Source organism: Pandoraea sp. B-6, from assembly GCF_000282835.1.
Taxonomy (GTDB): domain Bacteria; phylum Pseudomonadota; class Gammaproteobacteria; order Burkholderiales; family Burkholderiaceae; genus Pandoraea; species Pandoraea cepalis.
This window is the reverse complement of the sequence record NZ_KB290533.1, coordinates 1-13,921: the sequence shown is the minus strand read 5'-3', so window position 1 is coordinate 13,921 and position 13,921 is coordinate 1. Positions and strand designations below refer to the sequence as shown.

The 13,921-nt window shown below is 61.5% G+C and carries 11 protein-coding genes and 1 pseudogene; 9 read left to right on the top strand and 3 right to left on the bottom strand.

Annotation, left to right across the window (positions count from 1 at the left end; all coding sequences use genetic code 11):
* Positions 1 to 546, bottom strand: a 546-nt coding sequence (locus A985_RS29275) for a kinase/pyrophosphorylase (protein WP_369751580.1), incomplete at its 3' end; no start/stop codon positions are given.
* Between the two features lie 265 nt (positions 547 to 811).
* Here A985_RS29275 and ppsA point away from each other — a divergent pair.
* The 3 genes from ppsA to A985_RS0114480 all read left to right on the top strand — a co-directional run bounded on the left by ppsA (position 812) and on the right by A985_RS0114480 (position 4,928).
* Positions 812 to 3,202, top strand: a complete 2,391-nt coding sequence (gene ppsA / locus A985_RS0114490) for a phosphoenolpyruvate synthase (RefSeq protein WP_017234125.1) — start codon at positions 812 to 814, stop codon at positions 3,200 to 3,202.
* A 166-nt stretch (positions 3,203 to 3,368) separates the two neighbouring features.
* Positions 3,369 to 3,803 (top strand): NfeD family protein, encoded by a 435-nt coding sequence (locus A985_RS0114485; protein ID WP_017234124.1) that lies wholly within the window; start codon positions 3,369 to 3,371, stop codon positions 3,801 to 3,803.
* A 138-nt stretch (positions 3,804 to 3,941) separates the two neighbouring features.
* Complete coding sequence (locus A985_RS0114480) at positions 3,942 to 4,928, top strand: SPFH domain-containing protein (RefSeq protein WP_017234123.1); 987 nt, start codon at positions 3,942 to 3,944, stop codon at positions 4,926 to 4,928.
* Positions 4,929 to 5,068: 140 nt separating this feature from the next.
* On the opposite strand, the pseudogene smpB reads toward A985_RS0114480, so the two are convergent.
* A pseudogene (gene smpB, locus A985_RS0114475) lies at positions 5,069 to 5,518 on the bottom strand (SsrA-binding protein SmpB); the annotation flags it as partial.
* Positions 5,519 to 5,672: 154 nt separating this feature from the next.
* Here smpB and A985_RS0114470 point away from each other — a divergent pair.
* Together A985_RS0114470 and A985_RS0114465 are read left to right on the top strand one after the other, a co-directional pair.
* Complete coding sequence (locus tag A985_RS0114470) at positions 5,673 to 6,107, top strand: type II toxin-antitoxin system RatA family toxin (RefSeq protein ID WP_026131979.1); 435 nt, start codon at positions 5,673 to 5,675, stop codon at positions 6,105 to 6,107.
* Positions 6,097 to 6,432, top strand: a complete 336-nt coding sequence (locus A985_RS0114465; RefSeq protein ID WP_017234120.1) for an RnfH family protein — start codon at positions 6,097 to 6,099, stop codon at positions 6,430 to 6,432. The genes A985_RS0114470 and A985_RS0114465 overlap by 11 nt, the downstream gene beginning before the upstream one ends.
* 139 nt (positions 6,433 to 6,571) lie before the next feature.
* On the opposite strand, the gene A985_RS0114460 is transcribed toward A985_RS0114465, so the two are convergent.
* The gene (locus A985_RS0114460) at positions 6,572 to 7,501 is read right to left on the bottom strand and encodes a DMT family transporter (RefSeq protein WP_017234119.1); all 930 of its coding nucleotides are present in this window, start codon (positions 7,499 to 7,501) and stop codon (positions 6,572 to 6,574) included.
* Positions 7,502 to 7,787: 286 nt separating this feature from the next.
* Here A985_RS0114460 and guaB point away from each other — a divergent pair, with 286 nt between their 5' ends.
* From guaB to A985_RS0114440, 4 genes are all read left to right on the top strand, one after another.
* Positions 7,788 to 9,248, top strand: a complete 1,461-nt coding sequence (gene guaB / locus A985_RS0114455) for an IMP dehydrogenase (RefSeq protein ID WP_017234118.1) — start codon at positions 7,788 to 7,790, stop codon at positions 9,246 to 9,248.
* A gap of 6 nt (positions 9,249 to 9,254) precedes the next feature.
* On the top strand, positions 9,255 to 9,947 hold the full coding sequence (locus A985_RS27075; RefSeq protein WP_017234117.1) for a hypothetical protein: 693 nt from the start codon (positions 9,255 to 9,257) through the stop codon (positions 9,945 to 9,947).
* A complete protein-coding gene (gene guaA, locus A985_RS0114445) occupies positions 9,922 to 11,505 on the top strand; it encodes a glutamine-hydrolyzing GMP synthase (RefSeq protein ID WP_017234116.1) in 1,584 nt (527 codons plus the stop codon). The genes A985_RS27075 and guaA overlap by 26 nt, the downstream gene beginning before the upstream one ends.
* A gap of 222 nt (positions 11,506 to 11,727) precedes the next feature.
* Positions 11,728 to 13,032, top strand: coding sequence for a site-specific integrase (locus tag A985_RS0114440; protein ID WP_017234115.1), 1,305 nt, complete (start codon positions 11,728 to 11,730; stop codon positions 13,030 to 13,032).
* Positions 13,033 to 13,921 lie beyond the last annotated feature (889 nt).

The following is a 13,921-nucleotide window of genomic DNA, read 5'->3' as shown; positions in this document are numbered from 1 at the left end:
CGTCGTGGGTGTCTTGCCGCTGCGCGACACGCCCACGAGGATCACATCCGCGCTTTGCAGGTTCTTGTTGGACTGCCCGTCGTCATGCGCGAGCGAGAAATTCACCGCCTCGATCCGGTTCTTGTACGCCTCACTGTCGGCGTTCTGGTGGACGCGGCCGATGGCGTGCATCGACTTGAGGCCCAGCTCCAGTTCCAGCGGTTCGATGAACGTCTGGAACATGTCGAGAATCACGCCCTGGCAATTGCGCAGGATCTCATTGGCCCGGGCATCGACGAGCGTGCTGAAAATGATCGGGCGGATGTTGTCGGTCCGATACATTTCATTGATCCGTTGCGCCGTTTCATAGGCTTTATCGACGGAATCCACGAAAGGAACGCGAATCTGACGAAAACGCATCTCGAACTGCGCGAGGATCGAATGCGCGAAGGTTTCGGCAGTAATCCCCGTGCCGTCGGACACGATGAAGACCGGGCGCGCAGCCACCGGTTGGGTCGGTGCGGCGGGGGATGTCGGGGAGTTTCCGGGTGTCGTGGCGTCGGTCATGCGCAGAATCGCAAAATGGTGCGTTGCACGGTAGAATAGCGGCAACTTGTTGGATAAGCAATTGTGCGACCGTCGCGCGCCGCCCGGCTTCAGGCCCGTGGGGCGGGGCGTCGCGGGAAGTCTGGAGGGGGCGTCGCTCGTCGTCGAGACCTTGCCCCCGGTTCATGACGCCGCGTATGCGCGATTTCTTATCCAACAGGTCGATCGGCCCCTGTCAGTCCCAGCCGATCCTCCGAGAATTTTTTTTCTTACCTTAGGGGCTTTTATGACTAACGCAGCACACGACGGCGCCTACGTGGTGCCGTTTGAGCATCTGCGCATGACCGACGTCGAGTCGGTCGGCGGCAAGAATGCATCGCTTGGCGAAATGATCAGCCAACTGGCCGGCGCCGGCGTGCGCGTGCCGGGTGGTTTCGCCACGACGGCCTACGCCTTCCGCGAATTCCTCCATCACAACAACCTGACCGAGCGTGTCGCCCAGCGCCTTGAGGGTTTGGATGTGGATGACGTCAAGGCGCTCGCGCAAGCCGGTGCCGAAATCCGTCAATGGATCGTCGACGCCCCGCTGCAGCCGCAGCTCGAGAAGGATATCCGCGAGCAGTTCGCCCGTATCACGGCCGATCAGCCGGACGCATCGTTCGCCGTGCGCTCCTCGGCTACCGCGGAAGACTTGCCCGACGCATCGTTCGCCGGTCAGCAGGAAAGCTATCTGAACGTCGTCGGCATCGAAGACGTGCTCGATCGCATGAAGCACGTGTTCGCGTCGCTGTACAACGACCGGGCCATTTCGTACCGCGTTCACAAGGGCTTCACGCACGCCGAAGTGGCGTTGTCGGCCGGCGTGCAGCGCATGGTGCGCTCGGACTGCGGCGCGTCGGGCGTGATGTTCACGATCGACACTGAGTCGGGCTTCCAGGACGTCGTTTTCATCACGGCCAGCTACGGCCTGGGGGAAACGGTTGTGCAGGGCGCCGTGAACCCGGACGAGTTCTACGTCTTCAAGCCGACGCTCAAGGCCGGCAAGTACCCGATCATTCGCCGCACGCTCGGCTCGAAGCTGCTCAAGATGGAATTCACGCAACCGGGCGAGCCGGGCCGCGTGAAGACCATCGACGTGCCGATGGAACTGCGCAACCGTTACTCGATCACCGACGACGATTGCGTCGAGCTGGCCAAGTTCGCGCTGATCATTGAGAAGCACTACGGCCGTCCGATGGACATCGAGTGGGGCAAGGACGGTAAGGACGGCAAGATCTACATTCTGCAGGCACGTCCGGAAACCGTGAAGAGCCAGGCGATCGGCAAGGTCGAGCAGCGCTTCAAGCTCAAGGGCGAGGCGCCGGTATTGGCCACGGGCCGTGCCATCGGCCAGAAGATCGGTGCAGGCGCAGTGCGCGTGATCATGGACCCGAGCGAGATGGAACGCGTGCAGCCGGGCGACGTGCTGGTGGCCGACATGACCGACCCGAACTGGGAGCCGGTGATGAAGCGTGCCGCCGCCATCGTGACGAACCGCGGCGGCCGTACCTGCCACGCGGCGATCATCGCGCGCGAACTGGGGGTGCCGGCCGTCGTGGGTTGCGGCGACGCCACCGACGTGCTCAAGGATGGCGCGCTCGTGACCGTCTCGTGCGCCGAGGGCGACGAAGGCAAGATTTACGACGGGCTGCTCGAAACCGAAATCACCGAGATCCACCGCGGCGAAATGCCGAAGATCCCGGTGAAGATCATGATGAACGTGGGCAACCCGCAACTCGCCTTCGACTTCGCGCAACTGCCGAACGAAGGCGTGGGTCTGGCGCGTCTGGAATTCATCATCAACAACAACATCGGTGTGCACCCGCGCGCGATTCTCGAGTACCCGAACATCGACGCCGACCTGAAGAAAGCGGTCGAATCGGTGGCTCGCGGTCATGCATCGCCCCGCGCGTTCTACGTCGACAAGCTGGCCGAAGGGATCGCCACGATTGCCGCTGCCTTCTATCCGAAGAGCGTGATCGTGCGTCTGTCGGACTTCAAGTCGAACGAGTACAAGAAGCTCATTGGCGGTTCGCGCTACGAGCCGGATGAAGAAAACCCGATGCTGGGCTTCCGTGGCGCGTCGCGTTACATCTCGGAAGACTTCGCCGAAGCGTTCGAAATGGAGTGCCGTGCGCTCAAGCGCGTGCGCGACGAAATGGGCCTGACCAATGTCGAGATCATGGTGCCGTTCGTGCGTACGCTGGGCCAGGCGGAGCGTGTGGTCAACATGCTGGCCGGTTACGGCCTGAAGCGTGGCGAGAACGGTCTGAAGCTGGTGATGATGTGCGAAGTGCCGTCGAACGCCATTCTGGCCGATGAGTTCCTCGAGTACTTCGACGGATTCTCGATCGGTTCGAACGACCTGACGCAGCTCACGCTGGGTCTGGACCGCGATTCGGGCATGGAGCTGCTGGCCAAGGACTTCGACGAGCGCGACCCGGCGGTGCGGTTCATGCTCAGTCGTGCGATCAAGGCGTGCCTGTCCAAGGGCAAGTACGTCGGCATCTGCGGTCAGGGCCCGTCGGACCATCCGGATCTGGCCGTGTGGCTGGCGAACGAAGGCATTGCATCGATGTCGTTGAACCCGGACACGGTGATGGAAACGTGGCAACAACTCGCCAAACTGGCGAAGTAACCGTCGCCGACGGTCACGATATCGACCTCGGTTAGGACGCGTCCGAGTGGCACCTCGGACGCTGCCGAAAGGCTGACGCATCCCTTGGGATGCGCGCGCTGATCGGTGGGTTTCGTGCTATAAACCCCGGTATCACACCGGGGTTTTTTTGTGTCTGGGAGTTGCAATGGAACAGGCTTGGCTGTGGTTCGGCATTGCCGGATTGACCGTGGTGCTGGAGCTGGCAAGTGGTACGTTCTATCTCCTGATGGTGGCGCTCGGCATGACGGCCGGTGGTATTGCGGCGCTGTTGCGTATCGACTGGCCATTGCAGTGGGTGGCAGCGGCGGCGGTCGCGGGCGTGGCGGTCTGGATTCTGCGCCGCAGCCGCTTCGGTCAGCGGCGCATCAAGGTCGACGCGACGGCCGACCCCAATACCAACCTCGATATCGGGCAGCGTCTGCGCGTGGATGTCTGGGGTCCTGACGGTCAGGCGCGGGCGATGTATCGCGGTGCCGAATGGGACGTCGAACTTTTGCCCGGCGAGTTGCCCAGCGCAGGATGGTTCGTCATTTGCGAGGTTCGCGGCAGCCGGCTGTACGTCGCGCACGTGACGGCATAGTCGCCGGGACCGGCGCGCAAACGCGCGTCTCGCTTTCGCTTCGGCGTCGTCGCATGGCATGCATTGCATCGTATCGCCCGTGGTCGCGGGTGACGGGGAATTCGCCCGCCGTCATGGCAGGCGCTTCAAGGGGGGAACATGTTTTCCAACGTCGCGTTTATTCTCTTCATCATCGCCGTGATCATTGCGGCACGCTCGATCAAGATCGTGCCGCAGCAGCACGCCTGGGTGGTCGAGCGTCTCGGCAAGTATCACGCGACGCTCACACCGGGACTGTCCATCGTTGTGCCATTCGTGGATCGCGTGGCATACAAACATATGCTCAAGGAAGTGCCGCTCGACGTGCCGAGCCAGGTCTGTATCACGAAGGACAACACGCAGTTGCAGGTCGACGGAATTCTGTACTTCCAGGTCACGGATCCCATGAAGGCGTCGTATGGGTCGAGCAACTTCATCATCGCCATTACGCAACTGGCGCAAACGACGCTGCGTAGCGTGGTCGGCAAGCTCGAACTCGACAAGACGTTCGAGGAGCGCGAATTCATCAACCACAGTGTGGTGAATGCCCTCGACGAGGCGGCGTCGAACTGGGGCGTGAAGGTCTTGCGCTATGAAATCAAGGACCTCACGCCGCCGAAGGAGATCCTGCATGCGATGCAGGCGCAGATCACGGCCGAGCGCGAAAAGCGCGCGTTGATCGCGGCGTCGGAAGGCAAGAAGCAGGAACAGATCAACCTGGCGTCCGGTGCGAGGGAGGCGGCGATTCAGAAGTCGGAAGGGGAGCGTCAGGCCGCGATCAACCAGGCGCAAGGTCAGGCCTCGGCCATTCTGGCGGTGGCGGAAGCCAACGCCGAGGCCATCCACAAGGTTGCGACGGCCATTCAGACGCAGGGCGGTATGGAAGCGGTCAACCTGAAGGTCGCGGAGCAGTACGTGGAAGCGTTCAGCAAGATCGCCCGAACCAATAACACCTTGATCGTGCCGGGGAATCTGACGGACATGAGCAGCATGATCGCCTCGGCGCTCAAGATTGTGCGTGGTACCGAAGGCGGTTCGACGGCGGGTGGGTCGACGGCGAGCGGTGACAATGTGGGGGGCTTCGGCCATTCGGGGGCACGACGTTAGTCCGGCCGCGCAAAGAAAAACGGCCCGCGCTGAACTGAACCACCCAACGTCTGGGGTTCAGTGCAATGCGGGCCGTTTTCGCTGGGTAGCGGGCGGAGGCGGTGGTCTGCCTCGATGCACACGCCCCCTGATGCAGCGCCTTACGTCGGCGTGCGCATCAGGCGCGCTCGCTCGCGTTCCCAGTCGCGCGCCTTTTCCGTCTCCCGCTTATCGTGCAGCTTCTTGCCCTTGGCCAGCCCTATCTCGCATTTCACGAGGCCTTTGCTGTAGTGCAGGTTCAGCGGTACGAGCGTGTAGCCGCGTTGCTCCACCTTGCCGATGAGCTTCTTGATTTCGTCGGCCTTGAGCAAGAGCTTCCGGGTGCGCACGGGGTCGGGGTTGATGTGCGTCGATGCGGATTGCAGCGGGCTGATGTGTGTGCCGATCAGAAAGATCTCGCCATGCTTGATGACGACATAGCCTTCCTTGATCTGCGCCCGCCCGGCGCGAATGGCCTTGACTTCCCACCCTTCGAGCGCGATCCCGGCTTCGTATCGCTCCTCGATGAAGTAATCGAAGAAGGCCTTCTTGTTGTCGATGATGCTCATGGATCCTTGGCGGGTAACTTGGTCGGACCCGGTGAGTCGGGCTCGGGTAAAATACCGATTTTAACAAAGAGTCTCGGCAACAGGCGGCTTGCGTCGCGCGCGCATCGATATGACCTCGATGGCCGACGCGTCCTGCATGCACCTCGACCGACAGACGATGGCCGAAGTCAGTAAAACCGTTCTCGTGCATTTCTCCGCTGAGCAAATGTACGACCTGGTGACCAATGTCGCCGATTACCCCAAATTCCTGCCCTGGTGCGGTGGTGTCGATATTCGGCACCAGGACGAGCACAGCATGGAGGCGTCGCTGATCATCGACTTCAAAGGGCTGAAGCACTCGTTCGCGACGCGCAATCTCCAGGAGCGCCCGCATTCCATTCAGATGACCTTCGTCGAAGGGCCTTTCAAACGTTTTCACGGCACCTGGAAGTTCACGCCGCTGCGCGAGAACGCTTGCAAGATCGAGTTCGGCCTTCACTACGAATTTGCGAGTTTTCTGCTCGAGAAGGTGATCGGCCCGGTATTCAGCCACATCGCCAATACGTTCGTCGACGCCTTTGTCAAACGTGCGGAGACCGTTTATGCCGGGTGAGGTGAATGTCGAGGTTTGCTACGCATTGCCCGCCGAGCAGACGATCGTCGCGCTGACGTTGTCGCAAGGCGCCACAATGCGCGAGGCGATCGAGCGCAGCGGGCTGCTGCAGCGGTTTCCGGAGTTGGACATGTCGCGCATGAAAGCCGGCGTCTTCGGTAAGCTGCGCGCGCTTGACGCCGCCGTGGAGGACGGGGATCGCATCGAAATCTACCGGGCGTTGAAGGCCGATCCCAAGCTCGCACGTCAGCGACGCGTGGAAAAGGTACGCAACGAAGGGAGCCGAGAAGGGCAGAAATGGCTCGGTAGCCGTCGCGGCAGTTGACGTCTGCGGTGTGTGACCCGGTGCCGCGCTGACCGGCAAGCTAACCAAAACGCGCGCGTGGGCGCTGAGTGGAGTGTTAAGTGGTGCGCTAGCGGGGGGGGCGCCGATTAGCGTCTTTATTCGAATCACGGGGCGCGAATCAGTGCGCCGATTTCCGTGCATGCAATCTTACCGAAGCGCTGACACCCGCTAGCAGCAACGCGATGGCGGCGAGTTCCAGCAGGCGTGGCAAGCGCTGTTCGTAGACAAAGCCGTAAATCAGCGCGAAGAGCGTTTCAAACACGATCATCTGTCCCGACAGGGTGAGCGGTAGCCGTCGGCTTGCCGCATTCCAGAACGCATTGCCAATGGTCGATGCGCCCACCGCTACGGCGATGTTCACGATCAGAAACATCTGCCAGTCGCGCGGCGCGTCGAGCACGACCGGGTGCGGGAGCCACACGGCCGGAATCGCCAGCATGAGCGCGAGCACGCCCGTGGCGACGCCCGTCAGCAGCGACCATTCCTGACTCGTGAAGTGTCCGAATCGCGCCAGATAGCGGGCGTTGGCTACCGCATACCATGTCCAACTCACGAGCGCGCCGACTGCGCAGCCAATGCCGGCGAGGGTGAGCCGCCAGTCTCCGCCGCTTGCCGAGGCGTGGGCGAACACGTCGACGTTGATGCAGACGATGCCCGCCGCGACCAGTACCAGGGGCCCCGCCAGCCGCGACAGGGGGAGGGCGCCGTGGTCACGGCTGCCGACCAGTGTGACCGTTACGGGCAGCACGCCTACGATCAACGAGGCCGGCGCAATCCCCGCCATCTGGACCGCGCCCGCGAGAAACAGGTAGTAGATGAGATTGCCGACAAGACTCAGCCGGAACAGCGCCCGCCAGTCACTGCCAGTGACGGTATGCCGTAGACGCGCCCAGAGGGGAGCGAGCAGCACGGCGGATACCAGTCCATACAGGACGTAACGGGCGGCCGACAGTTCCAGCGGCGAGAACCCGGGCAGCAGGCGAGGGGCCAGGAAGACCAGGCCCCACAAGGCGCCCGCAGCCAGTCCGAAAGAAATGCCTTGCCCCATGAAATTTGTACCCGTGGTTCGTGTTGGCGAGATGCCGATGATCCGCGCCGGACATCGCCTCGTTATACCGGCCGGGGCGGTGCAGGAAGGGCCGAAGAATAGCATGGGCCCAGGGCGCCGCTCTTGTGAAATCCGGCAGTCGGCCGGGTTGGCAAATCGGTCGCCGCGAGGCGCGGATGCGCGTTCGTTCCGGCCCTCGGGGAAAAAGCCCCTTGACATGTGGGGCAGACGTGCCATGCGTCCTGCGATTTCTGTATAATTCGGTTTTGCGCCTATAGGATTTGCCATGCGTCTGATCCAAAAAGCACTCACTTTCGATGACGTGCTCCTCGTCCCGGCTTACTCTGCCGTTCTTCCGCGCGACACCAGCCTGAAAACCAAGCTCACGCGCAACATCACCTTGAACATGCCTTTGCTGTCGGCCGCCATGGATACGGTGACCGAAGCGCGTCTGGCTATCGCCATGGCACAACAGGGCGGCATCGGCATTATTCACAAGAATCTGAAGCCGGCCGAGCAGGCGCGTGAAGTGTCGAAGGTCAAGCGCTTTGAATCAGGCGTTCTGCGCGATCCGATCACGATTCCGCCGCACATGAAGGTGCGCGATGTGATCGCGTTGTCGCGCCAGCATGGCATTTCCGGTTTCCCGGTCGTCGAGGGCGCTCAGCTCATCGGTATCGTGACGAACCGTGACCTGCGTTTCGAGAGCCGCCTGGACGAGCCGGTGCGCGCGATCATGACGCCCAAGGAAAAGCTCATCACCGTGCGCGAAGGCGCGTCGCCGGCCGATGCCGAGCACTTGATGCACAGCCACCGCCTGGAGCGCGTGCTGGTCGTCAATGACGCCTTCGAACTGCGCGGCCTGATGACCGTCAAGGACATCATGAAGGCGACCGAGCACCCGCTCGCGAACAAGGACGAGCACGGCAAGCTGCGTGTCGGCGCCGCCGTTGGCGTGGGGGCGGACAATGAAGAGCGTGTGGAGCTGCTGGTGGCGGCGGGTGTCGACGTGATCGTGGTCGACACGGCGCACGGCCACAGCCAGGGTGTGCTGGACCGCGTGCAGTGGGTCAAGAAGCATTTCCCGCAGATCGAAGTGGTCGGCGGCAACATCGCGACGGCGAGTGCCGCCGTGGCGCTGGTCGAACATGGGGCGGACGCCGTCAAGGTCGGTATCGGCCCGGGCTCGATCTGCACGACGCGTATTGTGGCGGGCGTGGGTGTGCCGCAAATCACGGCAATTGCCAACGTCGCCGAAGCGCTCAAGGACACGGGTGTTCCGCTCATCGCGGACGGTGGTATTCGTTACTCGGGCGACATCTCCAAGGCGCTGGCCGCTGGCGCGCACACGGTGATGATGGGCAGCATGTTCTCGGGCACGGAAGAAGCGCCGGGCGAGGTGTTCCTGTACCAGGGCCGTTCGTACAAGAGCTATCGCGGCATGGGTTCGGTGGGGGCAATGAAGGATGGCGCCGCCGACCGTTACTTCCAGGATCCGGCGAACAACGCCGACAAGCTGGTGCCGGAAGGCATTGAAGGCCGTGTGGCCTACAAGGGCAGCGTGATGGCCATCCTGCATCAGTTGACGGGCGGTATCCGTTCGTCGATGGGGTATCTGGGTTGCCCGACGATCCAGGACCTGCACGAGAAGGCGGAGTTTGTACAAATCACGGCCGCCGGCATGCGCGAATCGCATGTGCACGACGTCCAGATCATGAAGGAAGCCCCCAACTACCACGTGGAGTAATCACCCATGAAGGCCATGTTGCGTACGGTACTGTTCCTCGATGCGGCGTTGAATCTGGCACTCGGTGTGCTGTTGATCGCGTCGTTCTGGTCATCGCTGTATGCGGCCATTGAAGTGCCCGCGCCATCGCCCGTGCTGTATGCGCAGGCGCTTGGTGTGGCCTTCGTCGGCGTGGCCTGGCTGCAATGGCACGCCACCGTGAACGGCCAGTTGACGGCGACCGTCGCGAAAGTGACGGGGCATATCAACTGGGTGATCGGTGCTTTCGTGCTGGGGTGGCTGATTTCCGGCCAGTTGGCGGTGACGGGGGGCGGCAAGTGGTTGATGCCGGCGCTCGGGGCCGTCTTGCTGGTGGTGGGTGCCATTCTCGTCAAGCTGGCGTCGAGCGTGCGTACGAAAGAGCGCGTGCAGGCGGCACAGCAGGCGGCCGGTCGCGGGCGTGGCGGGGTCGTGAGCGACACCCGGCGCGACGCACCCTACGATGATCCCGATGCCCGGGCCGGCGACGAGGCCCGAGGCAAGCGCGCTGAGCCGCGCATGGAGGCGCCTCGCGGCGGCTCCGCTTCCGTCAATACCACGCCGGTCGCGCCTGCGGGCACCACCGGCATTGTCACGCCCGTGCCTTCTGCCACGGCGCCGACGTCCAACGAATCCACTTCCTCCGTACCTCACGATGCACGACAAAATCCTCATTCTTGACTTCGGTTCGCAAGTCACCCAGCTCATCGGCCGCCGCGTTCGCGAAGCGCACGTTTACTGCGAGATCCACCCGAACGACGTGTCGGACGAGTTCATTCGTGAATTCAATCCGAAGGCGATCATTCTGTCGGGTAGCCATGCGAGCACGTATGAGGATCAGGATCTGCGTGCCCCGCAGGCCGTCTGGGATCTGGGCGTGCCGGTGCTGGGCATTTGCTACGGTATGTTCGCGATGACGGTTCAGTTGGGCGGTCAGGTCGAGGCTAGCCATCATCGCGAGTTCGGTTACGCCGAAGTGCGTGCGCAGGGCCATACGCCGCTGCTCGACGGTATCGAGGATTTCCGTACGGCCGAAGGCCACGGCATGCTGAAGGTGTGGATGAGCCACGGTGACAAGGTCACGCAATTGCCGCCGGGTTTTGTGCTGATGGCGTCGACGCCGAGCTGCCCGATCGCCGGCATGGCCGACGTGTCGCGTCACTATTACGCGGTGCAGTTCCACCCGGAAGTCACGCATACCGTGAAAGGCCGTGAGCTGCTCGAGCGCTTCGTGCTGGAGATTGCCGGGGCGAAGCCGGACTGGATCATGCGCGACCACATCGAGGAAGCCGTCAAGGCGATCCGCGAGCAGGTGGGCGACGAGGAAGTGATTCTGGGCTTGTCGGGCGGTGTCGATTCGAGCGTTGCGGCGGCGCTGATTCATCGCGCCATTGGCGACCAACTGACGTGCGTGTTCGTCGATCACGGTCTGCTGCGTTTGAACGAAGGCCAAATGGTGATGGAGATGTTCGAAGGCCGACTGCATGCGAAGGTTGTGCACGTGGATGCCGCCGAGCAGTTCATGGGGCATTTGAAGGGCGTGACCGATCCGGAGCAGAAGCGCAAGATCATCGGCCGTGAGTTCGTTGAAGTGTTCCAGGCGGAAGCGAAGAAGCTGAAGAATGCGAAGTGGCTGGCGCAAGGCACGATCTATCCGGACGTGATCGAGTCGGGCGGGGCGAAGACGAAGAAGGCGACGACGATCAAGAGCCACCACAACGTGGGTGGCTTGCCGGAGACGCTGGGTCTGAAGCTGCTGGAGCCGCTGCGCGACCTGTTCAAGGATGAAGTGCGCGAGCTGGGCGTGGCGCTGGGTCTGCCGCACGACATGGTTTATCGTCACCCGTTCCCGGGCCCGGGTCTGGGTGTGCGCATTCTGGGCGAAGTGAAGCGCGATTACGCCGATCTGCTGCGTCGCGCCGATGCGATCTTCATCGAAGAGCTGCGCAACACGGTTGAGCCGAACAGCGGCAAGACGTGGTACGAGCTGACGAGCCAGGCCTTCGCGGTGTTCCTGCCGGTCAAGAGTGTGGGCGTGATGGGAGATGGCCGCACGTATGAGTGGGTGGTGGCGCTGCGCGCCGTGCAGACGCAAGACTTCATGACGGCGCACTGGGCACACCTGCCGCATGATCTGCTCGGCAAGGTGTCGAACCGCATCATTAACGAAGTGCGTGGTTTGAACCGGGTCGTGTATGACATCTCGGGCAAGCCGCCTGCGACGATCGAGTGGGAGTAATTTAGGATCCTCTGCAGTGGTCTGCAGAGGTCCGTCGATTCCCTGAGTTCCCACACAAAAACAAGGGTTTATCGACTATTTTGGTCCGCTGCCGTCTGTCGGCAGCGCCGGGCCGCCGACGGCATGAGCGACGGTATAGCATCTTTCTCTGCAGACGATCCATTTTGATACCGTCACGGCGCGTGACGGTATCAAACACGGTATCAGTTCACGGAGTATTGCATGCTTACGGACCTCGAATTGCGGGCGCTCAAGCCGACCGGCAGGATATACAAGGTGGCTGACCAGCGCGGCCTCTACGTGGCGGTTACCTCGGCCGGAGCGGTGAGTTTCCGCTTCGACTATCGTCTGAATGGTCGCCGGGAAACCCTGGTCATTGGCCGCTACGATCCCGGGCTGTCAGCACGCGGCGCACGCGCTGCCGACGAACTTTCCTTTGGCATGTCGGTGCGTCTTGCGGAAGCAAGGCTGCTCCTTGAACGGGCTCGTCGGGAAGTTGAACAGGGCGTCAGTCCGTCGAGAAGCAAGGTTGAAAAGCGGGTAGAGGCGGCCGAAGCGATGACGTTCGGCAAGTGGGCCGAAAAATACTTCGCGGAAGCCACGCTCGCTGAGTCGACCCGTGCGATGAGGAAGTCTGTCTACGACCGGAACCTCGCGATGGAATTCGGGCGATTAAAGCTAGAAGAGATCACACCTTCAAGACTCCTCACGAGATGCGAGAAGATCAAGGAGCGGGGTGCGGCTGCGCCTGCCGTTCAGGCACGCGACATCGTCCTGCAGGTCTACCGCTTTGTGCAGGCAAGGGGGCTGAAGGTAGCCAACCCGGCGGAAGATATCCGGCCCTCCGCTATCGCTACTTTCAGGCCACGAGACCGCGCGCTGACGCCCGGGGAAATCCACGTGTTTTTCAAGGCCCTGGAGCGCACGCCCACGCTTCCCACGCTGCGTCTGGCCGTCAAGTTCATGCTCCTGACGATGGTGCGCAAGTCGGAATTCATTCTGGCCACGTGGGATGAGGTGGACTTCAATGCGGCGGTCTGGACAATTCCGAAAGAGCGGATGAAGGCTGGTCGCGCGCACAATGTCTATCTGAGCCAGCAGGCCCTAGACATCCTGGTTACCTTCAAGACCTGTTTCGGCGCGAGCTCGTACCTGCACCCAGGCCGATACGAGTCGGAATTGCCTATAAGTGCTGCCACGCTGAATCGTGTTATCGACAGTGCTGTGAAGCTCATTCACAAGAGTGGGACGGAGGATTTCGAGTCTTTTGCAGTACACGACTTGCGGAGAACGGCGAGCACGCAATTGCATGAAGCCGGGTTTAACAGCGACTGGATAGAGAAATGTTTGGCGCACGAGCAGCGCGGGGTGCGGGCGGTGTACAACAAGGCCGAATATGCCGAGCAGCGGAGGGCTATGCTACAGGTGTGGGGGGATATGCTTGACGGATGGATAGCAAAGGGACCTACGGCGAACGGCGTTGCTTACCTACGGCCCGCCGAATGTAGCCGCAGTTCGATCGCGTAAGAGTCGCCATCCGGCGGGTTTAACTGTCAACCACGAACTTCTGGTGTACTCCGAAGTTTGATGTGCTCGGAATCGTGCTCGTCTGTACGTGGGTTACTTTTTTCCAATCCATATGCGACCGTCGCGTAGGGCTCGTACAGCGTCACGACTTGGACACCGAGCTGGCGATATCAGTCGGATGCGGAAGAAGGTCTAGCGATCAGTGACCCACTAGGCATTCTGCGGTGCGCGATACCGCTCCTAGGTGACGACACCGGAGCCCTCAACCTGTCTCAGAGAGAGGCGTACGTTGCGTACCCCGTGAATATGCCATGGCGACTGGGGAGAAGGTCAGCCTCATGCTAGCCATAACGCCAGTGTATAGCGATCTCAAAAAATGCGATTGGACACCGTAGGCCGGCGGGTGAATCATTGCTATCAGCAGCGGTTTATTAGGGAGGCGACAGTGACGCTGGCGCTGTAGAAAAACCGAATCCGTGACGGTGAGGCCGAATTCGGCCGCCTTGGTTTGGCTCGCATGATTGTCGTCAAGCGGAAACATGTGCGTTAGTTATCTGGGATTCTGGAGCCGTGCTCGACTCGGCCCGAAGACGCCTGCTCGCGACAGTTCGTAGCGTTAAGAGCCCTGGATCTAGAAATCGATCGACCTGTTGATTCACGTGTCATCGTGAGTTCAATGGGCTTTCTATCGTCTCTCTCATGTCCTGCGCGGCAATCTCGCACGGCCTTGAACCTCCAATTGCTAGTCTCGGTACGGCCGTCATGATTGCCTATTGAAACCGTGACTAGCGTTAGCACCATGACGAACGAGCGGTTATCCCGGTGTCGTGCCTTTGAAGACACGGTTAACGTGATTTAGATTGCTGACATGGACCGGCCAGAGTTTCAT

Coding starts and splice junctions, on each gene's coding strand:
- A985_RS0114470 (WP_026131979.1), top strand. CDS start 5,673: ATGGCCGAAGTCAGTAAAACCGTTCTCGTGCATTTCTCCGCTGAGCAA.
- A985_RS0114485 (WP_017234124.1), top strand. CDS start 3,369: ATGGAACAGGCTTGGCTGTGGTTCGGCATTGCCGGATTGACCGTGGTG.
- A985_RS0114460 (WP_017234119.1), bottom strand. CDS start 7,501: ATGGGGCAAGGCATTTCTTTCGGACTGGCTGCGGGCGCCTTGTGGGGC.
- guaB (WP_017234118.1), top strand. CDS start 7,788: ATGCGTCTGATCCAAAAAGCACTCACTTTCGATGACGTGCTCCTCGTC.
- guaA (WP_017234116.1), top strand. CDS start 9,922: ATGCACGACAAAATCCTCATTCTTGACTTCGGTTCGCAAGTCACCCAG.
- A985_RS0114465 (WP_017234120.1), top strand. CDS start 6,097: ATGCCGGGTGAGGTGAATGTCGAGGTTTGCTACGCATTGCCCGCCGAG.
- A985_RS0114480 (WP_017234123.1), top strand. CDS start 3,942: ATGTTTTCCAACGTCGCGTTTATTCTCTTCATCATCGCCGTGATCATT.
- A985_RS0114440 (WP_017234115.1), top strand. CDS start 11,728: ATGCTTACGGACCTCGAATTGCGGGCGCTCAAGCCGACCGGCAGGATA.
- ppsA (WP_017234125.1), top strand. CDS start 812: ATGACTAACGCAGCACACGACGGCGCCTACGTGGTGCCGTTTGAGCAT.
- A985_RS27075 (WP_017234117.1), top strand. CDS start 9,255: ATGAAGGCCATGTTGCGTACGGTACTGTTCCTCGATGCGGCGTTGAAT.